This window comes from Paraburkholderia nodosa (assembly GCF_001718195.1).
Taxonomy (GTDB): Bacteria; Pseudomonadota; Gammaproteobacteria; order Burkholderiales; family Burkholderiaceae; genus Paraburkholderia; species Paraburkholderia nodosa_A.
In genome coordinates this window covers 319,925-339,291 of the sequence record NZ_MCNV01000001.1, presented here as the reverse complement: position 1 = coordinate 339,291, position 19,367 = coordinate 319,925, and the positions used below count along the sequence as shown (strand labels likewise).

Annotated in this window: 17 protein-coding genes; 15 read left to right on the top strand and 2 right to left on the bottom strand. The window is 66.4% G+C overall.

Annotation, left to right across the window (positions count from 1 at the left end; genetic code table 11):
* The first annotated feature begins 160 nt into the window (after positions 1-160).
* From BFD71_RS01420 to BFD71_RS01390, 7 genes are all read left to right on the top strand, one after another.
* A complete protein-coding gene (locus BFD71_RS01420) occupies positions 161-1,642 on the top strand; it encodes an aminotransferase-like domain-containing protein (RefSeq protein ID WP_069261855.1) in 1,482 nt (493 codons plus the stop codon).
* A gap of 11 nt (positions 1,643-1,653) precedes the next feature.
* Positions 1,654-1,962, top strand: coding sequence for a helix-turn-helix domain-containing protein (locus tag BFD71_RS01415; protein WP_069261495.1), 309 nt, complete (start codon positions 1,654-1,656; stop codon positions 1,960-1,962).
* Between the two features lie 39 nt (positions 1,963-2,001).
* Positions 2,002-2,931 (top strand): LysR family transcriptional regulator, encoded by a 930-nt coding sequence (locus tag BFD71_RS01410; protein WP_069261494.1) that lies wholly within the window; start codon positions 2,002-2,004, stop codon positions 2,929-2,931.
* Positions 2,932-3,021: 90 nt separating this feature from the next.
* Complete coding sequence (locus BFD71_RS01405) at positions 3,022-3,447, top strand: MarR family winged helix-turn-helix transcriptional regulator (protein ID WP_069261493.1); 426 nt, start codon at positions 3,022-3,024, stop codon at positions 3,445-3,447.
* A 91-nt stretch (positions 3,448-3,538) separates the two neighbouring features.
* A complete protein-coding gene (locus BFD71_RS01400; protein ID WP_069261492.1) occupies positions 3,539-4,624 on the top strand; it encodes an HlyD family secretion protein in 1,086 nt (361 codons plus the stop codon).
* Between the two features lie 64 nt (positions 4,625-4,688).
* Positions 4,689-6,224, top strand: coding sequence for a DHA2 family efflux MFS transporter permease subunit (locus tag BFD71_RS01395; protein WP_141710551.1), 1,536 nt, complete (start codon positions 4,689-4,691; stop codon positions 6,222-6,224).
* A gap of 38 nt (positions 6,225-6,262) precedes the next feature.
* Entirely contained in the window at positions 6,263-7,696 is a 1,434-nt protein-coding gene (locus BFD71_RS01390; RefSeq protein WP_069261490.1) for an efflux transporter outer membrane subunit, read from the top strand.
* A 30-nt stretch (positions 7,697-7,726) separates the two neighbouring features.
* On the opposite strand, the gene BFD71_RS01385 is transcribed toward BFD71_RS01390, so the two are convergent.
* Positions 7,727-8,662, bottom strand: a complete 936-nt coding sequence (locus tag BFD71_RS01385; RefSeq protein ID WP_069261489.1) for an AraC family transcriptional regulator — start codon at positions 8,660-8,662, stop codon at positions 7,727-7,729.
* A 148-nt stretch (positions 8,663-8,810) separates the two neighbouring features.
* Between BFD71_RS01385 and BFD71_RS01380 the strand changes: the two genes are divergently transcribed.
* The 7 genes from BFD71_RS01380 (at position 8,811) to BFD71_RS01350 (ending at position 16,009) form a co-directional block, all read left to right on the top strand.
* Positions 8,811-9,347 (top strand): carboxymuconolactone decarboxylase family protein, encoded by a 537-nt coding sequence (locus BFD71_RS01380; protein ID WP_069261488.1) that lies wholly within the window; start codon positions 8,811-8,813, stop codon positions 9,345-9,347.
* Positions 9,348-9,500: 153 nt separating this feature from the next.
* Positions 9,501-10,685, top strand: coding sequence for a thiolase family protein (locus tag BFD71_RS01375; RefSeq protein ID WP_069261487.1), 1,185 nt, complete (start codon positions 9,501-9,503; stop codon positions 10,683-10,685).
* A gap of 62 nt (positions 10,686-10,747) precedes the next feature.
* Positions 10,748-11,182: a MarR family winged helix-turn-helix transcriptional regulator gene (locus tag BFD71_RS01370; protein ID WP_069261486.1), complete on the top strand. Its 435-nt coding sequence runs from the start codon at positions 10,748-10,750 to the stop codon at positions 11,180-11,182.
* A 127-nt stretch (positions 11,183-11,309) separates the two neighbouring features.
* Positions 11,310-12,665 carry a TAXI family TRAP transporter solute-binding subunit gene (locus tag BFD71_RS01365; RefSeq protein ID WP_069261485.1) on the top strand — a complete coding sequence of 452 codons (1,356 nt, stop codon included), beginning with the start codon at positions 11,310-11,312 and terminating at the stop codon, positions 12,663-12,665.
* 226 nt (positions 12,666-12,891) lie between these two features.
* Positions 12,892-14,253, top strand: coding sequence for a DUF3300 domain-containing protein (locus BFD71_RS01360; RefSeq protein WP_069261484.1), 1,362 nt, complete (start codon positions 12,892-12,894; stop codon positions 14,251-14,253).
* 26 nt (positions 14,254-14,279) lie between these two features.
* On the top strand, positions 14,280-15,224 hold the full coding sequence (locus BFD71_RS01355; protein ID WP_083244988.1) for a DUF2950 domain-containing protein: 945 nt from the start codon (positions 14,280-14,282) through the stop codon (positions 15,222-15,224).
* Positions 15,225-15,421: 197 nt separating this feature from the next.
* A complete protein-coding gene (locus BFD71_RS01350; RefSeq protein ID WP_069261483.1) occupies positions 15,422-16,009 on the top strand; it encodes a BPSL1445 family SYLF domain-containing lipoprotein in 588 nt (195 codons plus the stop codon).
* Between the two features lie 123 nt (positions 16,010-16,132).
* On the opposite strand, the gene BFD71_RS01345 is transcribed toward BFD71_RS01350, so the two are convergent.
* Positions 16,133-17,356, bottom strand: a complete 1,224-nt coding sequence (locus BFD71_RS01345) for a YeeE/YedE family protein (protein WP_069261482.1) — start codon at positions 17,354-17,356, stop codon at positions 16,133-16,135.
* A gap of 332 nt (positions 17,357-17,688) precedes the next feature.
* Between BFD71_RS01345 and BFD71_RS01340 the strand changes: the two genes are divergently transcribed.
* The gene (locus tag BFD71_RS01340) at positions 17,689-19,320 is read left to right on the top strand and encodes a methyl-accepting chemotaxis protein (RefSeq protein WP_069261481.1); all 1,632 of its coding nucleotides are present in this window, start codon (positions 17,689-17,691) and stop codon (positions 19,318-19,320) included.
* Positions 19,321-19,367: the final 47 nt, after the last annotated feature.

Sequence of the window (19,367 nt, the reverse complement as noted above, 5' to 3'; positions counted from 1 at the left end):
GTCTGCCCGATGACTCAAGGCTACTGTGTTCCTGTGCTCCCGGAGATCACAGAAAAACCAAAAAACAAGGGGTACAGTTGCGGTGTTTTGTCATAGACTTGCCGGGATCGGCCTCGCGCGCGTGGCCTCCCCCTTTCGCTTGATCGAACGCAACCCGAACGTGACCCGCTACGAGCAACTCGCCGACGATATCGAAGCCGCCGTGCGCCGCGGCGTGTTCGGCCCCGGCGAGCGCATTCTCTCCGTGCGGCGCGCGAGCCAGCAGCACGGCGTGAGCATCAAGACGGTGCTGCGCGCCTATGCGCTGCTGGAAAGCCGCAGCGTGATCGAGTCGCGACCGCAATCGGGGTATTTCGTGCGCGCGCGCGTGGGCGCACCGCAAGGGCGCGGCGCGGCGGGCGCACAGGGCGCACAGGGCGCACAGGGCAAGGACGCCGTCTCGCCGGGCAAGCCGCGCCGCGCCAGCGCGCCGAGGCAGCCCGTGCCCGCCAACGTGGATGTGAGCCGGCTCGTGCTTTCCACGCTGCGCAGCATCGGCGCGCAGGACGCCGTACCGCTGGGCTCGCCGTACCCGGACCCGGCGCTGTTCCCCTGGCGGCGCATCAACCAGTACGCCAACGCGATTGCGCGCCGCCATGCGAGCTGGAACCTGATCGACGACCTGCCGCCCGGCAACCCCGAACTGATCCGCCAGATCGCGCGGCGCTATGCCGAAAACGGCGTGAGCGTCGATCCCGAGGAAATCGTCATCACCGTGGGCGCTACCGAGGCGATCAACCTGAGCCTGCAAGCCGTGGCCAGGCCGGGCGACACGGTGGCCGTCGAATCGCCCACCTACTACGCCATGCTGCACGCCATCGAGCGTCTGGGCATGCGCGCGATCGAAGTGAGCACGCACGCGGATACCGGCATCGACCTCGACGCGCTGGAGCGCGTGCTGGCGCGCCAGAAGGTCGCGGCCTGCATGGTGATGCCGAACTTCCAGAATCCGCTCGGCTTTCGCATGCCCGACGCAAACAAGGCGCGGCTCGTGGCGCTTGCCGAGGCGCACGACTTGCCCGTGATCGAGAACGACGTCTATCAGGAGCTGTACTTCGGGCAGACGCGTCCTTCCACGCTCAAGCAGTTCGACATGCGCGGCCTCGTGCTGCATTGCGCCTCGTTTTCGAAGAGCCTTTCCGCCTCGTACCGCATCGGCTGGGCGCTGCCGGGGCGCTACCGCGCGCAGGTCGAAAAGCTCAAGTTCCTCAACACGCTCACGACACCCTCGGTTCCCCAGGTGGCGCTCGCCGACTACTTGCGCCACGATGGCTACGACCGGCATCTGCGCCGCGTGCGGCGTTTCTACCGGCAACAGGCGCGGCTCATGCGGGCGATGGTCGAGCGCTTCTTTCCGGCGGGCACGCGCACCTCGGAGCCGCAGGGCGGCTACGTGCTGTGGGTGGAACTGCCGCCGCGCGTCGATTCGATGCGGCTCTATCAGGCGGCGCTCGCGCAGGGCATCACCATCGGGCCAGGCTACATGTTCTCGATGCGCAACGAGTATCACCACTACATCCGGCTGAACTACAGCTACCCATGGAACGCGCAGACCGAAGCAGCGCTGAAGACGCTAGGCGAAATGGCCGCGAAGATGGCATGAGGAGGCAGACGATGAACGCAGATAAAGAACGCGAAGACGGCGACGCTGACGAGTTGGGCGTCGACCCGGTGCTGATTGCCGTGCTCGAGCAGTTGTGGCGCGCGGAATGCGAGAAGCACGAGCGGCAGGGGCGCGCATGGTCGCTCGCGAAACTCTCGAAGCAGGCCGGCGTGCCGATGAGCGGATTGCGCAGACAATTGACGGCGCTCGTAGACGGCGGCCTCGTGGTGACGACGCAGGCCGAAGATGGGAGCGGCACGGCGAGTTTGTCGGACGAGGGGCGGGCGTTTTGTGCGGAGGTGTTCGGCGAGGGCGACTGAAACGCATTAAGCTACGCCAACACCATTCCCCTCACGACCATGGATTACATCGACAGCCTGCGGATCTTCCGCTCCGTCGTCGAGGCGCGCAGCTTCACGCGCGCCGCGGACATGCACAGCCTCACCACGCCTGTCGTCTCGCGCGCCATCGCGCGCCTCGAAAAGCGCCTTGGCAGCCGGCTCTTTCATCGCAGCACGCGCGCGGTGTCGCTCACCGAGGCGGCCGAGCGCTTCTACGAAGGCTGCTGCCGCGTGCTCGACGATCTCGATGCGCTGGAGGCCGACGCCACCGTGCAAACGCGCGAAGCGAGCGGCGTGCTGCGCCTGGTCGCGCACACCACGGCCACGGTCAATCGCCTCGTGCCGCTCATCGCCAGCTTCAAGCGCGCGCATCCCAAGGTGACGCTCGACGTGATCCTCACCGAGCGCCCCGTCGATCTCATCGCGGACGGCTACGATCTCGGCCTCGTGCTGCCGTTCATGCTCAACAACGAATCGACCGTCACGCGCCTGCTCGAGCGCATTCCGCTCGCGCTCGTCACGACGCCCGCGTATCTCGAAGCGCATGGCATGCCGAAGCATCCTGCCGACCTCGCCAACCACGTGTTCGTGCCGATGCCGCCTTCCATGCGCAAGCCCGCGATCGCGTTTCGCGTGGGCGACGAGGAAGTCGTCGTGCCGTTGCACCACGAAATCGCCTCGAACAATCCCGAGTTCAACCGCGCGATGGTGCTGCAAGGCTTCGGCATCGGCATTCTCCCCACCGCGCTCGTCGGGGAGGAACTGGAGGCGGGCAAGCTCGTGACGGTACTCGACGACTTCCCGCTCGTCGACATGCAGATCGAGATTCGCCTCGCGTATACCACGCGCACGCTGCTGCCGGCGAAGGTGCGCGCGTTCATCGACCACGCCACGGCGTTTTTCGATGACGTGACGCACGACGCGGCCCTGGAGGTGAAGGCTAATTGAAAGCATGGCCGCGATTATTGTCGCCGCGGCCATAATGTGATGCCGTGCGTAAGGCTTGTTCGGGGCCTGATTGCCGCCTACTCTGTGCATATGCACATTTACCAGTCACCCGAGCACGACGATTGTTTTGCCGTACGCCAGGCCGCGCGGCATCTGTCGCAGCTTTACGAGCGGCACTTGAGCGCGGCAGGACTCACGCCCACGCAGTTCAGCATTCTCGGCGCGCTGGGCCGTGCGTCGAGTCTCACGATGGCGGAACTCGGGCGCTCGATGGTGATGGAGCGCACCACGCTCGTGCGCGCCTTGCGGCCGCTCCTGCGAGGCGCGCTCGTGGCCGATGCGCCGGACGGCGGCGAACGACGCCGCCGTCTCGCGCTCACGCAAGCGGGCCGCACGCGCCTCGAAGCGGCGCACGACCACTGGCGCGCGGCGCAGGACGAATTCGAGCGCCGTTTTGGCGCACGACGCGCCGCGTGGCTGCGGCGCGAGCTGTTTCGCATCACACGGGCGGTTTAACGTTTTCGGTTGGATTTGTGGGTTGCGTCGCGCTTGTTCCCATCGCGGCGTTTTTTTCATCTTTAGTAGTGTATATGCACAGGTAAACGTCATGTCGAGTCCTTCCACTTCCGTCGTGGTCGAGCCCACGCAAGCGAGAGAGCGTACGCGCATCTCGCGCATGCGTCTCGCGCTGGGCGCGGTCGCTCTCGTGCTGGCGGCTGCCGCCGGCTATTGGTTCTTTGTGCTGCGCTTCGTCGAGACCACCGACGACGCCTACGTCGGCGGCAATGTCACCGTGATGGCGCCGCGCGTGAGCGGCTTCGTCGCCGAGATTCCCGTGCAGGACAACCAGCGCGTGCACGCAGGCCAGGTGCTGCTGCGTCTCGATTCGCGCGACTATGACGCGAAGCTCGCCCAGGCCAACGCGGAGCTGGCGAGCGCGCGCGCCGCGGTCGACGAGTTGCAGGCGAGGCGCACGTTGCAGGAAGCGGTGATCAACCAGCACCAGGCCGAAGTGCGCGCCTCGAATGCGGAACTCACGCGCAGCGGTCAGGACCAGACGCGCTACCGCGAACTGGTGAAGGACGACGCGGTCTCGAACCAGCTGGTCGAGCGCGCGGATTCCGACTACGCGAAGGCCCAGGCGTCGGTTGCGCAAAGCGGCGCGGCGGTGCTGGCGGCGCAACGCCAGCTCGACGTGCTGGCCGCGCAAATTAACGACGCCCAGGCGCGTGTCGCAACGGCCGAGGCCAACCAGCGCCTCGCGCAACTGAACGTCGAATACACGACCTTGACCGCGCCCGTGGATGGCTACATCGGCAATCGCACGGCGCGGGTGGGCACGCTTGCCAACGTGGGCGCGCCGCTGCTTACGGTGGTGCCCGCCACCGGCCTGTGGGTGGACGCCAACTTCAAGGAAGACCAGTTGAAGAAGATGCACGCGGGCGACCGCGCCGACGTGACGCTCGACGCAGCCAGCGGCACGCTGCACGGCACCGTGGAGAGCCTCGCGCCCGCCACCGGTGCGACCTTCAGCGTGCTGCCGCCCGAGAACGCCACGGGCAACTTCACGAAGATCGTGCAGCGCGTGCCGGTGCGCATCCGCGTCGACGCGAATGCGCCGGCGGACCTGCAAGCCGCGCTGCGGCCCGGTCTTTCGGCGACCGTGAAAGTGCATCTCACGCAAGCGCATTGAAGGGGCCACGACGATGAACGCCACGACCAGCGCCGACCCGACACTCGCTCCGCATCTGCAGCCGATGGCGCAACGCGCCTTCGCGTTCGCGCTGATGTGCATCGGCTTCTTCATGGCCACGCTCGACATCCAGATCGTCGCTTCGTCGTTGCGCGACATCGGCGGCGGTCTTTCCGCGAGCCAGGACGAGCTGTCATGGGTGCAAACGGCTTATCTGATTGCCGAGATCATGGTGATCCCCATGTCGGGCTGGCTCTCGAAGGTGTTCTCCACGCGCTGGCTTTTCGTGGCCTCCGCGGTGGGCTTCACCATCACGAGCATGCTGTGCGGCCTCGCCTGGGACATCAACTCGATGATCGTGTTCCGCGGCCTGCAAGGCGCACTCGGCGCGGCGATGATCCCCACCGTGTTCACCACGGCCTTCGTGCTCTTTCCCGGCAAGCAGCGTCTCGTCGCCTCCACGACCATTGGCGCGCTCGCCTCGCTCGCGCCCACGCTCGGGCCCGTGATCGGCGGCTGGATCACCGATCAATGGTCGTGGCATTGGCTGTTCTATCTGAACCTCGTGCCGGGTATTGCGGTGGCTGCGCTCGTGCCGAAGTACGTGAACATCGACAAGCCTGATCTTTCGCTGCTCAAGCGGGGCGACTATCTCGGCATCGTGCTCATGTGCGGCTTTCTCGGCTGCCTCGAATACGTGCTCGAAGAAGGCCCGCGCAAGAACTGGTTCGGCGACGACGTGATCGTTGCCTGTACGTGGATCTCCGCGATCTGCGGCTTTCTCTTCATCGTTCACGCGCTCACGGCGAAGGACCCCATCGTCGACCTGCGCGCGCTGCTCGTACGCAACTTCGGCATTGGCAGTCTGCTTTCGTTTGTCACGGGCATCGGCATTTTCGTGGCCGTTTATCTCACGCCGCTCTTTCTCGCGGAAGTGCGCGGCTACAGTTCACTGCAGATCGGCTTGTCGCTGCTTTCGGTGGGCGTGTTCCAGTTGCTCGCGCTGGGCGTCTACGCCTTCGCCACGCGCTATTTCAGCATGCGCGCGCTGATGCTGTTCGGGCTGATCTGCTTCGGGTTTGGCTGCTACCTGTATGTGCCGCTCACGCACGACTGGGGCTGGCAGCAGTTCCTGGTGCCGCAGGCGCTGCGCGGCATTGGCCAGCAGTTCGCCATTCCGCCTATCGTCACGATGTCGCTCGGATCGCTGCCGCCTTCGCGGCTCAAGTCGGCCAGCGGTCTCTTCAATCTCATGCGCAACCTGGGCGGCGCGATCGGCATTGCCGTGAGCGCGACGATGCTCAACGACCGGCTCAACTTTCACTATCTGCGCCTGAACGAGAGCGTGACCGGCGGCGCACCGCAGGTGCAGTTGCTGCTGGCGGGCCGTACCGCGTACTGGTCGTCTGTGGCGGGCAATGCACTCGATGCCGCCGAAGCGGGCCTCGCGCAACTGCACGCACTGGTTCTGCGCGAAGCGCTCGTGATGACGTTCTCCGATACGTTCTTCGTGCTCTCGCTTTGCTTCCTGGTCGCCATTGCGAGCGTGGCGTTCTCCAAGCCGATTTCGCTGGGTGGCCCGCCGCCCGACGCCCATTGAGGTGCCCCATGAAAACCCCTGAACGCTCATCGACTCCCATGCGTCTCGTACTCTCGCTGCTTTCGGCCGCCGTGCTCGCCGCATGCGCGGTGCAGCCCGCGCAGCATCCCGACTTGCCCGCCACGGTGCACGAAACGGCGCCGGTGGCATGGCGGATCGACGCGCCGCAGGACGCCATCGAAGCGCGCGCCTGGTGGGCGCAATTCGGCGACCCGACGCTCGATACGCTGCTCGCCACGGTGCTCGAAGGCAATCTCGATTTGCAGGCCGCCGCCGAACGCGTGAAGCAGGCGCAATCGATCACGACGCAAAAGCACGCGGCGCTGCTGCCGCAACTGGACTTCACCGCGCATGGCGCTTATACGCGGCAGAACACGCCGCCGCCGCTCGGCTATGTGAAGCAGGCGGGCGCGGGTCTCGCGCTGAGCTGGTCGCCCGACGTGTTCGGCGGCGAGCGGCTCGACCTGCTCGCGGCGCAAGCGAACCTCGTGGGCCAGAAGCATGCGCTCGATGCCGTGCGTCTCGCGCTGGCGGCGAATACGGCCTCGGCGTACGTCGATCTGCGCTATGCGCAGGCGGAACTGAAGATCCTTCAGGATAACCTGGAGATTCGCAAACACACCTTGCTGCTCACGCAAGACCGCCTGAAATACGGCCTTTCCACGCAACTGGACGTGGCACGCGCACAAACGCAGCTAAGCGAACTGCAGGCGCGCATTCCGCGGGCGCAGGCGAGCATCGATCATCAGTTGAACCTGATCGCGGTGTACACGGGACGCACGCCGGAGTCGGTGGCGCAGCTCGCGCTCGCGCAAACGGCGCCCATTCCCGGCGTGCCCGCGAGCGTGCCGCAGATGCTGCCTTCCGAAGCGCTGCTGCGCCGCCCCGACGTGCAGGCCGCCTACGCCACCGTGCAGCAGCGCGCGGCGGAAGTGGGCGTGGCGCGCGCCGAGCGTTATCCGAAGTTCACGCTCAATCTCACGGACGGCATTCTCGCGGCGTCCTACCTCGGCATGCCCACGCTCACGGATAACCTCTTTAGTGCGGCGATCGGCGCGACGAGTCCGATCTTCAACGCGGGGCGCATCACGGCCGACATCGACCAGAGCGAGAGCCGCATGCGCGAGTCGCAACTGAATCTGCAGGAGACCATGCTGCAGGCTCTGCGCGAAGTGGAAGACAGCCGCAGCGATCTCGTGAGCACGGCGAGCCAGACGCAGCAGTTGAACGACGCGCTGGCTTCGTCGGCGCAATCGCTCAAGCTCGCTAACCAGCTCTACAAGGGCGGCGCCACGGACTTTCTCGATGTGCTGAGCGCGCAGCAAACCTTGCTCGCCGATCAGGACCTGCTCAACGACGCGCAGCGCGAGCGCGCGCAAGCGGCGGTGGCGCTCTACCGGTCGCTGGGCGGCGGCTGGAGCCAGAGCGGCGACGTGGTGCTCGCGCAGGAAACGCCCGCGCACGGCGGCTAGACGGCACGGCCAGAAGCCATGACTTTGCGCTCAAGCGCTGGAAGCCGCCTCGCGCGCCAGCGAGCGCCACTGCGCCGGCGTCATGCCCACGTGGCGCTTGAAGCCGCGCTGGAACGCGGCGTCCGACTGGTAGCCGACGAATTCGCCGATCTCCGCCACGCTGTCGTTGCTCTGCGCGAGCATGCGGCCCGCGAGTGTCATGCGGATATCGGTGAGCACGTCGGCGGCCGAGCGGCCGATGGCCTCGTCGAAGTGCCGCGCGAAGGTCGCGCGCGACATGTGGCAAAGCTCGGCAAGCTCGGGCAGCGTCCAGGGCTTGCTGGGCGCTTCGAACATGGCGTCGATGGCGGGTTGCAGGCGCGGCCGCTGCGCGAGCGCGAGCAGGCCGCGCGGCGGGGCGTCGCCGGCGCTCGCGTAGCGCAGTGTGAGCCCGAAGAGCGCGCCCGAAAGATGGTTCACGAGCGACTCGCTGCCCGGCGCCGCCTCATACGCTTCGTCGCGCAACAGCGCGATCAGGCGCACGAGACGTTCGGGCGCCTGCGTGCCGTCGCGCGCGCTATGCACGACGAGGCGCGCCGGCAGATTCTCTCGCAGCAGGCGCTGCGGCACGGCAGGCAGCAGGAAGCGGCCGCACAGGACGTCGGCGATGGCGCCATCGCCCACATTCGTTTCGATGCTCACGCCGTTTTCCATCCGCCTGGCAACTACGGCGGGCGCCGTGCCGCTGCCGTCGTGCAGCACGTGCGCGCTGCCCGAGGGAAACAGCACGATGTCGCCCGCATGGAGCGCGACGGGCGCGCCGTGCGCATCCTCGACGATGGCGCGCCCCGCAAGCAGCACGTGATAGCGGATTTCACGCTCCTTCGCAGCGGGATCGTCGATGCGCCAGGGCGCGCCGAAATGGCAGCGCACGTCGAGGCGGCCGGCAACGGGCATCAGCGCGAGAAGGCGGCTCAGCAGATCCATGGTGGGCGAGTGAGACGATCGAGCATGAAGTCGCGCCATTCTGGCATTAAAAGCGCGACGGTGCGCGACTACACTGCATCCATGCCATCGACGATGGCAGCGCGACACAGACACCCGCTCGCGACCCGCAACGTTAAAGGAGCAAAACATGTCCCGTCTTTCCGCCATCAAGCCCGAAGCCGCCACCGGCGCCGCCGCTGAAATCTTTGCAAAGATCCGCAAGGCCGTGGGAAAGGTGCCCAACGCCTACGCCACCATCGGCACGCATAGCCCCGAAGCGCTCGGCGCGCTGCTCAACATGGAGGCCGTGATCTCCGCCGGCACGCTGTCGAAGCCCGACATCGAAGCGATCAAGCTCGCGGTGAGCGAAGTGGCGGGTTGTGATTACTGTCTCGCCGCGCACACGCTGGCGGGCAAGTTCGCCGGGCTCGCGCCGGAAACGATGAAGGCGGTCCGCGCAGGCGAAGCCACCGGCGACGCGAAGCGTGACGCGCTCGTGCACTTCGTCCGCCTGTTGGTGAAGACGCACGGCACGGTGCCCGAAGCGGAAGTTAGCGCGATTCGCGAAGCCGGTTATACCGAACGCCAGATCGTGGAAATCGCGCTCGCCGTGACGTCGATCACGTTCACGAACCTCGTGAACCGCGTCAACGATACGACGCTCGATTTCCCGGCCGCACCGTAACGTAGCGGCAACGGTTTTACCACCCCGCGTGCGCTGGACACGACATCAATCGTGCCAGCGCACGCGAGCGCTTGTTCCACAAAATCGTTTGATAGTGTGCATATGCATACATAGAATGGTAGTGGAACAGCGCATATGAAAGGAGAGTCGACCATGAGTACACGCGAGATCGTTTTGTGCCAGCCGGTGCGTACGGCAATTGGCGGATTCAACGGTGCGTTCAAGGGCGTGCCGGCTACGGAGCTAGGCGCGGCGGCGGTGCGCGAAACGCTCGCGCGCGCGAAGCTCGACCCGGCGCGGCTCGGCTCCGTGGTGCTCGGCAACGTGGTCCAGGCGGGCAACAGGATGAATCCCGCGCGTCAGGCCGAGCTTGGCGGCGGCGTGCCGGTTCAGGTGCCCGCGCTCACGGTGAACCGCGTATGCGGCTCCGGTGCGCAAGCCGTTGCGAGCGCCGCGCAGGAAGTGATGCTGGGTCTTGCCGACGTCGCGCTCGCGGGCGGCATGGAGAACATGGACCGCGCGCCGTACTTGCTGGACGGCGGGCGGTGGGGCTATCGCATGGGCAACGCCGAGATTCACGACAGCATGCTGCGCGACGGCCTCGTCGATGCGTTTTCGGGCCAGCATTCGGGCTGGCATACGGAAGACCTCGTGACGCGGGCCGGGCTCACGCGTGCTGAACAGGACAACTGGGCCGCGCGTTCGCAGCAACGCTTTGCTGCCGCACAAGCGGCGGGGCGCTTCAAGGAAGAAATCGTCGCGGTGGAGATCAAGGGCAAGAAGGGCATGGAGCGCATCGATACCGACGAAGCGCCGCGCCCCGACACGACGCTCGAAGGGCTCGCGAAACTGCGTCCCGCGTTTCGACCGGACGGCACGATCACGGCGGGCAACGCGCCCGGCCTGAACAGCGCGGCGAGCGCCATGCTCGTGGCCGAGCGCGGCTTTGCCGAAGCCGAGGGGCTCTCGCCGATGGTCAAGCTCGTGGCGTGGGGCGTCGCGGCGGTGGAGCCGGGCATGTTCGGTCTTGGCCCCGTGCCCGCCGTGCAACTCGCGTTGGGGCGCGCCGGCTGGTCGCTGGCCGACGTCGAACGCTTCGAGATCAACGAGGCATTCGCGGCGGTGCCGCTCGCGGTCATGAAGCAACTCGGCATTCCCGAGGACATCGTGAACGTGGAAGGCGGCGCGATCGCGCACGGCCACCCCATCGGCGCGACGGGCGCGATTCTCACCACGCGCCTCGCATGGTCGATGCAGCGCGACGGGTTGCGTCGCGGCGTCGTGCCGCTTTGCATCGGCGGTGGCCAGGGTATCGCGCTCGCGCTCGAGAAAGTATGATGGCCGGGCCACGTGAGGCGCGTGGGGCTGAGATACGAACTGGGAAACAGGCGGGGAACACGATGACGAAGCGGATCACACGCGAGGAATGCAACTGTTTTGCGCTGCGGCAGGCCGCGCGTTTCGTCACGCAGCTTTACGAGCGGCACCTCTCGCAGGCCGACGTGACGGCCGCGCAGTTCACCATCCTCTCTCGCCTCGCGGGCCGGCCCGACGCCACGGCCGCCGAACTCTCCGACGACCTCGTGATGGACCGCACGACGCTCGTGCGGGCGCTCAAGCCGTTGCAGCGCGACGGCCTCGTGCTCACGGCGGCGGCCGAGCACGACACCCGCACGCTGGTCTACCGGCTTTCGGCTGCGGGCTTGCGTCGCTACGACAAGGCGCATGCGTTGTGGCTCGACGCGCAGGCCGAGTTCGAGCAGCACATGAAGCGCGACCGCGCGAAGGCGCTGCGCACCGAGCTGTTTGCCCTGACGAAGGCTGCGTCGGGCTGACACACCAGTTACGCGCGCACGCGTTTCGTAAGCCCTTGAGGGAAGGCGGCCACGCCAGCAATCAGATCTGGCGCGAAAATGGCATCATGAGAATTCCAGGAGTCTGACGCTCTGCCGCCGGGTTCTCATGAGACGATATCGACCGCCGCCCAACTTTCTGCGTGACCACGCGCATCCAGCCTGGCGCGATATCGCGTTGACTACGCTGCCCGTGGCCCTGTTCTGCGCGATGGTCGTCGGCCTCGTCTTCTGGCTCGTCGATCCCGCGCCGCCGCGCACGATCACGATTAGCGCGGGCCCCGCCGACAGCTCCTTCATGCAGATGGCGCAAGCCTACCGCGCGATCCTCGCGCGCAATGGCGTGACGCTCAACATCCTCGAATCGGACGGCTCGGTGCAGAACCTGCAGCGCCTGCTCGATCCGCAGCAGCATTTGGATCTCGCGTTCGTGCAGGGCGGTGTCGCCGACGGTATCGACACACGCTCGCTGATGTCACTCGGCAGCGTGGCCTATTTGCCTATCGTCGTTTTCTATCGCGGCTCGGGCCTCACGCGGCTCTCCGAACTCGACGGCAAGCGCATCGCCATTGGCCGCGTGGGCAGCGGCACGCGCGAGCTGGCGCTCAAGCTGCTCTCCGCGAACGGCATCGATCCCGGCGGCGACTCCACGTTCCTGCCGCTCGACGGCATGGATGCGGCCACGGCGCTCGTCTCCGGACGCGTGGAGGCCGCGATGCTGAGCGGCGACTCGACCACGCGCGCGCTCATGCTGCGTTTGCTCGATATTCCCGGCATCTCGGTGATGAGCTTCGATGAAGCGGCCGCTTATACGCGGCTCTTTCCGTATCTGGAGAACGTCGACCTGCCGCCCGGCGTGCTCGATCTGCGCAGGCGCCAGCCACGCGAAACGGTGCATCTGATCGGCCCGACCGTCGAACTCGTCGCGCGCGATACGCTGCATCCCGCGCTGTCCGATCTGCTCATCGAAGCGGCAGGCGAGGTGAACGGCGCGCCCGGCATCCTGCAGCGCGAGGGCCAGTTTCCGAGCCCGGCGGTGCACGACTTTCGCGTGAGCGAGGACGCCACGCGCTACTACAAGTCGGGCAAGAGCTTTCTCTATCGCGCGCTGCCGTTCTGGCTCGCGAGCGTCACGGACCGTCTGCTAGTGCTGCTGCTGCCGTTGGCCGTGCTCGTGATTCCCGCGTTGCGCACGATACCGGCGCTGTATCGCTGGCGCGTGCGCTCGCGCATTTATCGCTACTATGGCGCGCTCATCGCCATCGAGCGCGACGCGCGCATGCATACGAACGAAGAACAGCGGCGCGCGCTGATCGAAGAACTCGACGAGATCGAGCGATCCCTCAATACGCTGCGCATGCCGCTCGCGTTCGCCGATGCGTTTTACGTGTTGCGCGAACACGTGGGTTTCGTACGTATGCACTTGAATGCCGGCGAGTCGCAATCGCACTCCAGCGCGGTCTAATTCGTATTCACGATATTGTTACGCCCAACGTAGTTTCCTTCTCGTTGATGCACGTCGCTTAATCGCCGTGTTGCAACAGATCTTCGGTTGACACTGCGAGTCTCGCGCCTTTATTTTTTGTAGCCACGCCGTCGCGGCGTCGAGACAGTAAGGATCGCTTGAGGTTTGCGAATGTTCGATCCCTGCGCGTATCAGAACCATTGCTCGTAACCGGGAGGACCATAACGTGAAAACATCCGGTGCAAGCCAGCGTCTTGCCTGGCTCGTGTGTGCCACACTCGCGGGCGCGCCGCTCTTCGTGGGGCCGCTCGGGCCCACTGCCGCGCTTGCGCAGAACGCGGCGCATCTTTCGAATCAGCAGCTCGATTCCCTCACCGCGCCCATCGCGCTCTATCCCGACGCGTTGCTCGCGCAGGTCCTCATGGCCGCCACGTTCCCGCAAGACGTGTCCGCTGCCGCCGCGTGGACAAAGTCCAACCCGAACCTCAAGGGCGACGACGCAGTGAAGGCCGTCGCCTCGCAGCCGTGGGACCCGAGCGTGCAATCGCTCGTAGCGTTCCCGCAGGTGCTCGAAACCATGGCTTCGAAGCCCGACTGGGTCCAGCAGATCGGCAAGGCGTTTCTCGCGCAGCCCAACGACGTGATGGACTCGGTGCAGCGCCTGCGCGTGCAGGCGCAGAAGGCGGGCAACCTCAAGTCCAATGAGCAGCAAAAGGTCGTGGTCCAGCCGGCCTCGAGCACTTCGACCACGCAGACCATCGTGATCGAGCCTGCGAATCCGCAGGTGGTGTACGTGCCGACCTATAACCCCACGGTGGTTTTTGGCGTATGGCCGTATCCGGCCTATCCGCCCGTGTATATGCCACCGCCTCCGGGCTACGCCATTGCGTCGGGGTTCGTCGGCGGGCTCGCGTTCGGTGCCGGCATCGCGGTCGCGAATTCGTTGTGGGGCGGCTTCAACTGGAACAACCACGACGTGAACATCAACGTCAATCGCTACAACAACATCAACGTCAACAACCGCATCAACTCGAACAACGGCACGGCGAACTGGAATCGCAACGCCAATGTCGAGCGCCGCCAGAACTACAACAACGCGAACCTGAACGGCCAGCGCAACCAGTACCGGGGCTACGACCAGTCGCGCTCGCAGGCTATGGAGACCCTGCAGAACCGCACCGGCCAGAACATGAGCGGCAATGCCCAGCAAAGACTCCAGGGCATCCAGGAAGGCGGCCGGCCGAATGCCAACGGCGGCAACGGGCTCAACAACCGCGCGCAAAACGGCGCGCAAAACGCCAACCGCGGCAATGAACTGGGTAACCGCGGGCAGAACGGCGCGCAAAACGCGAACCGCGCGAACGACCTCAACAACCGCGCGCAGAGCATGAATCGCGACAACGCGTTACGCGGCGCGGGCGATGGCTCCAATGCGCGCCTCGAACAACAACGCGGCCAGCAAAGCCGTGAAGCGCTCCAGAGCCATGGCGGCTTCGACGGCGGCGGAGGCGGTGGCGGCTTCCATGGTGGTGGTGGCGGGTTCGGCGGTGGCGGCGGGGGTGGCGGACGTCACTTCGGCCGTCGATAACGTTGAATATCATGAGGAGCCTCGCAATGATCCGCATTTCCGCACGCCGCCTGCCACACGACTACGCGCTCGCGCTCGGTACGGCACTCGCCCTCTTTGGCGCGCCCGCACTGCTGCCCGCCCAGTTCGGCGGCGCCGCCGTCTACGCACAGGCCGTCTTCTCCACACCCGAAGCCGCGGCGAACGCGTTCACCGATGCACTCGCGACCAACGACCAGGGCGCCATGAAGCGTGTGCTCGGCAACGATTTCACCGAGTTCATCCCCACGCAAAACATCGGTCAGGACGATATCGACGACTACCTTGGCGCCTGGGCGAAGGGTCATCGCGTCGTCCCTGATGCCACGCCGGTTGCCGGCAAGGCGAGCGCTCACGTCGAGGTGGGCGACAGCGGCTGGACGCTGCCCATCCCCATCGTGCAGTCGGGCACGGGCTGGCACTTCGACCCGCGTGAAGGCGCGAGCGAAATTCTCACGCGCCGCATCGGCCGCAACGAGCGTGCTGCCATGCTCACCTCGCTCGCCTACGTCGACGCGCAGAACGACTATCGCAAGCTCACGCAGCACTATGCGCAGCGCCTCGTGAGCACGCCGGGCACGCACGACGGTTTGTACTGGCCGGTCGAACCGGGCGAGACCGAAAGTCCGCTTGGGCCGCTCGCGGCAGCCATGCCGGGCAACGCGAAGATCACGCCGACCGAGGGGTATCACGGCTATCACTTTCGCATTCTCACCGCGCAGGGACCGCACGCCAGTGGCGGCGCGCGCAGCTATCTCGACAACGGGGATCTGAGCGGCGGTTTTGCGCTCGTGGCCTGGCCGGCGCAATACGGCAAAACCGGTGTGATGAGCTTCATCATCAACCAGGACGGCCAGCTTTATCAGAAGAACCTCGGGCCGAACGGCGCGCATACGGCAACGGCGATCAAGGCATTCGATCCCGACTCGTCCTGGCAGGCCACTAAACCCTGATTGGCGATCCGCGGTCCGTCGGTGGGCATGATGTCCAGGTTTGTTCTCCAACGGACGCCTCACACGGAATTCGGGCACAATCAAGCCACGGCGACGTGGCTGTCGCCCGATGCGGGCTTTGGCCAACCGAAGCGGAGAGGTCGGGCATGTAGCTTGCTCAATCTTTCCCGCACTCTCATTCGTGTGGAGATAACCAAATGCAACGACGCAACTTCATGCTGACGGCGGCGGTGACCCTTGCCTCGGGCGGTCTCACGCTCGCGGGCTGCACCACCACGACGAATTCGAATTCCACGGCGTCGCAGAACATGTCCAAGCGGCAGTCGATCGACGCGTCTGTGGACGGCACCCTCTCGCGGCTGTATTCGACCGTGAAAGGCTCGCACGAACTCCTCGCGAAGTCGCGCGGCGTGCTGGTGTTCCCCGAAGTGCTGCAGGCCGGCTTCATCGTCGGCGCGCAGTATGGCGAGGGTGCGTTGCGAGTGGGCGGCGCCACGGTCGGCTACTACAGCACCGTGTCGGGCTCGTTCGGCCTGCAGGCCGGCGCTCAGTCGAAGGCGCTCATCTTCGCCTTCATGACGCAGGACGCACTCGACAAATTCCGCGCGACGGACGGTTGGGCGGCGGGGGCCGACGCTTCGGTCGCGCTCGTGACCGTGGGCGCGAACGGTGTCGTCGACACCAACACGGCCACGCACCCGGTCGAAGCCTTCGTGCTGACCAACGCGGGCCTGATGGCCGACGTCTCGCTGGCGGGCACCAAGGTCACGCGTCTGAATATCTGACAAGGCGCGCACCGGTAAAAAGCGCCGGATCATGTAAAAAAGGGCAAGGCGCTCAAGCCTTGCCCTTCGTCATTTCTGCGCGGCTCGAACTGGCGCCGCCGCGTACGTCACCGCGTACGTCACTCAGCAGCCCGTATTCTTCACACGCTCGACTTCGAGGCCGAACCACGGGCGCAGCTTCGTGCCGAGCACATTGCCCGCGAACGCGCACACGAGCCACAGCCAGCCGTGCAGGCTGCCCGATACGATGCCGCTGAAATACGCGCCGATATTGCAGCCGTAGGCGAGGCGCGCACCATAGCCAAGCAGCAGCCCACCGATCACGGCCGCCACGAGCGAGCGCAGCGGAATGCGCCACACCGGCGCGTAGCGGCCCGCGAGCGAAGCCGCTGCCATTGCACCGAGCACGATGCCGATGTCCATGACCGTGGTGACGTCGTGGCTTGCCGGGGCGGCGAGCGCGGCGGCGTTCGAGCCGGCCATCCAGTACTTCCAGCTCGCCACGTCGATGCCGAGCGTGGCGAAGCCCTTCGCGCCCCACAGCGCGAATGCCGAGGTCACGCCCCAGGGGCGGCCCGAGAGCGCGAGCGTCGCGAAATTCAGGATCGCGAGCGCGACCGCGCCGGCGAGCAGCGGCCACGGGCCATGCAGCCACGGCGAGCTGTGCGGCGCGCGCGGTTCGTTGACGAGGCGGCCGTGGCGGCGCTTCTCGACGAGCACGGTGAGCGCGGCGATGAGCGCAAACACGACGAGGTTGAGCGCAATAGCCGGCGCGGCGCCGAACGCGTTCACGAGCGAGAACGGCTTCAATTGCGGCATCGACGTCCAGAACGGCATGTGCGCCGTGGCGACCACGGAGCCCACGATAAAGGCGATGAGCGTCACGACCATGCGCGTGCTGCCGCCACCCACGGTGTAGAGCGTGCCCGAGGCACAGCCGCCCCCCAGCTGCATGCCGACACCGAACATGAACGCGCCGACGATGACCGATGTGCCCGCGGGCGAAACGAGGCCCGTGACCGGATGGCCGAAGAGCGAACCTGCCGCGAGCGCGGGGAAGAACAGCAGCACGCCGATGGCGAGCATGACCATCTGCGCGCGCAGGCCGGCGCCGCGCCCATCGGCGATGAATACGCGCCATGCCGAGGTGAAGCCGAACGCCGCGTGATAGAGCGTCATACCGAGTAGCGCGCCGACCACGTAGAGCGCCGCCTGACGCCCGCTCACCGTCTGCGCGAGATATACCGCGCCGAGCGCGACGAGCAACAGCGCGATGCCTAGCGGCCTGGGATTGATGGAGTCGAGTCGGCGCGGCGCGCGCGCGAGCGGCGTGGAGAGGTCGGACATGGGAGCGAGGGCAGCCCGGAAAGCCGCCAGGAAAATCAATCGATGAAAGCAAAACGATAGCACGAATCGCAAATCGGTCTGGCCGAGCCCCCGGGGCGGCTTTTCGCGACTCGCGTTGGGCCATGAGACATCGCCACAAACCCCGTCCAGACGGGGCTTTCCCAGACATTGGGACGAACCTGCGCCAAATCCCGCGAAGCCCTGCGCCCATCATGGATTTCCCCTATGCAGCGCCGCGCGCCGTCTGCCGTTAGGCGAGACGAGGTGCGAAGACGCGTGGGCCGCGCAAAGTCGCACTGGCTGGAAGATAAAAGAAACGCAACGGAGACCTCATGCTGGGAAATATCACCATTCGCCGTGGGCTAACGCTCGTCATCGGTATCTTCGTCGCGTTTCTGCTGACGGTGATCGGCGTGTCGTATGGCGCGCTCAAGATCACCAACGACAGCCTGCACGACGCCCAGCGCGGCGCGCAGTCGCTCGACGCCCTCAAGAGCAGTTCGGAACGCCTGCTCCAGGTGCGTCTCGCGCTCGGCGGCTACGAGACGCTCTTCAGCGTCGGCAAGGCCACGGACGGCTTGCTCGACAAGGCGCACCAGGTGCTCGTGAATTCGAACAAGGAATTCGCGCGCTACAGCGCCGGCCCGTTCGACGACCCCGAAGAGGCGCGCCTCGCCCAGGCCGTGAGCAGCGCGCGCGAGGCGCTCGTCTCGCAAGCGCTCGAGCCCGAGTACAAGTCGCTCGTCGACAACGATTTCAATACCTTCCGCACGATCCAGGGCGAAACCGCCGACCGCTACTACGGCGCCTACGCGAAGGCGATCGACGCGCTCGAGACCTGGCAGGCCACGCGCCAGCAGCACGACGCCGATACCGCCGCGCAGCGCTTTCGCCTGTCGCTCATCGTGTTCGGCGTGATCGGCGTGGTGGGCGTGGCGATTGGCGTGTTCGCGCGCGTGGGGCTCGCCGCCGCCGTGGTCAAGCCGGTGAACCATGCGATCCGCCATTTCGAGCGCATCGCCGCGGGCGACCTCACGGTGGACGTGCGGGTGCGCTCGAAGAACGAAATGGGCCAGCTGCTGGGCGCGCTGCAGACCATGCGCGACGGCCTCGTGGGCACCGTCTCGCGCGTGCGCGGCAGCACGCACGAAATCACCCAGGGCGCGAAGCAGATCGCGTCGGGCAACGTCGATCTCTCGGATCGCACGGCGCAGCAGGCGGCGGCGCTCGAAGAAACGGCGGCGAGCATCGAGGAGCTTTCGGCGGCGGTGCGCCAGAACACGGACGGCGCGAAGGAAGCGAGCGGGCTCGCCCAGACCGCGCTCGAAACGGTCACGCGCGGCGCCGACGTGGTGGCCCGCGTGAACGCGACGATGAACGACATCACGGCCTCGTCTCAGAAGGTGGAGGAGATCACCGGCATCATCGAGGGCATCGCGTTCCAGACCAACATCCTCGCGCTCAATGCGGCGGTGGAGGCGGCGCGCGCGGGCGAGCAGGGCCGCGGCTTCGCGGTCGTGGCGAGCGAGGTGCGCAGCCTCGCGCAGCGCTCGGGCACGGCGGCCAAGGAGATCAAGGAGCTGATCGCGGCCTCGGCGGCGACCGTCGGCGCGGGCGCGCGCCTCGTGGAAGACGCGCGCCGCACCATGGAGGAGGCGCGCAGTGCGGTGGCGCGCGTGAGCGGGATCATGAGCGAGATCGAAACCGCGACGCACGAGCAGAGCGACGGCATCGAACAGGTGAACCGCGCGATTGCGCAGATCGACGAGGTCACGCAGCGTAACGCGGCGCTCGTGGAGGAAGCGGCGGCGGCCGCGCAGTCGCTCGAATCGCAGGCCGATCTGCTGCGCGAGGCCGTGGCCGTGTTCAGTCTGGGCGGCGCGGGGCAGGCCGGTACGCGTCCGGCGCAAGCCGCTGCGGCGGACGCGCGCGCGGCCCGCGGGAGTACGCCGGCGCTGGCCTGAGCCAGCCGTGGCGGGTTGTCCTTGCCGTTGCAAGGACAACCTCCGGC

Bases quoted from the DNA above. Each gene is read 5' to 3' on its own strand.
- BFD71_RS01370 (WP_069261486.1), top strand. From the start codon at position 10,748: ATGACGAAGCGGATCACACGCGAGGAATGCAACTGTTTTGCGCTGCGG.
- BFD71_RS01410 (WP_069261494.1), top strand. From the start codon at position 2,002: ATGGATTACATCGACAGCCTGCGGATCTTCCGCTCCGTCGTCGAGGCG.
- BFD71_RS01400 (WP_069261492.1), top strand. From the start codon at position 3,539: ATGTCGAGTCCTTCCACTTCCGTCGTGGTCGAGCCCACGCAAGCGAGA.
- BFD71_RS01390 (WP_069261490.1), top strand. From the start codon at position 6,263: ATGCGTCTCGTACTCTCGCTGCTTTCGGCCGCCGTGCTCGCCGCATGC.
- BFD71_RS01415 (WP_069261495.1), top strand. From the start codon at position 1,654: ATGAACGCAGATAAAGAACGCGAAGACGGCGACGCTGACGAGTTGGGC.
- BFD71_RS01355 (WP_083244988.1), top strand. From the start codon at position 14,280: ATGATCCGCATTTCCGCACGCCGCCTGCCACACGACTACGCGCTCGCG.
- BFD71_RS01350 (WP_069261483.1), top strand. From the start codon at position 15,422: ATGCAACGACGCAACTTCATGCTGACGGCGGCGGTGACCCTTGCCTCG.
- BFD71_RS01365 (WP_069261485.1), top strand. From the start codon at position 11,310: ATGAGACGATATCGACCGCCGCCCAACTTTCTGCGTGACCACGCGCAT.
- BFD71_RS01375 (WP_069261487.1), top strand. From the start codon at position 9,501: ATGAGTACACGCGAGATCGTTTTGTGCCAGCCGGTGCGTACGGCAATT.
- BFD71_RS01385 (WP_069261489.1), bottom strand. From the start codon at position 8,662: ATGGATCTGCTGAGCCGCCTTCTCGCGCTGATGCCCGTTGCCGGCCGC.
- BFD71_RS01345 (WP_069261482.1), bottom strand. From the start codon at position 17,356: ATGTCCGACCTCTCCACGCCGCTCGCGCGCGCGCCGCGCCGACTCGAC.
- BFD71_RS01380 (WP_069261488.1), top strand. From the start codon at position 8,811: ATGTCCCGTCTTTCCGCCATCAAGCCCGAAGCCGCCACCGGCGCCGCC.
- BFD71_RS01340 (WP_069261481.1), top strand. From the start codon at position 17,689: ATGCTGGGAAATATCACCATTCGCCGTGGGCTAACGCTCGTCATCGGT.
- BFD71_RS01405 (WP_069261493.1), top strand. From the start codon at position 3,022: ATGCACATTTACCAGTCACCCGAGCACGACGATTGTTTTGCCGTACGC.
- BFD71_RS01395 (WP_141710551.1), top strand. From the start codon at position 4,689: ATGGCGCAACGCGCCTTCGCGTTCGCGCTGATGTGCATCGGCTTCTTC.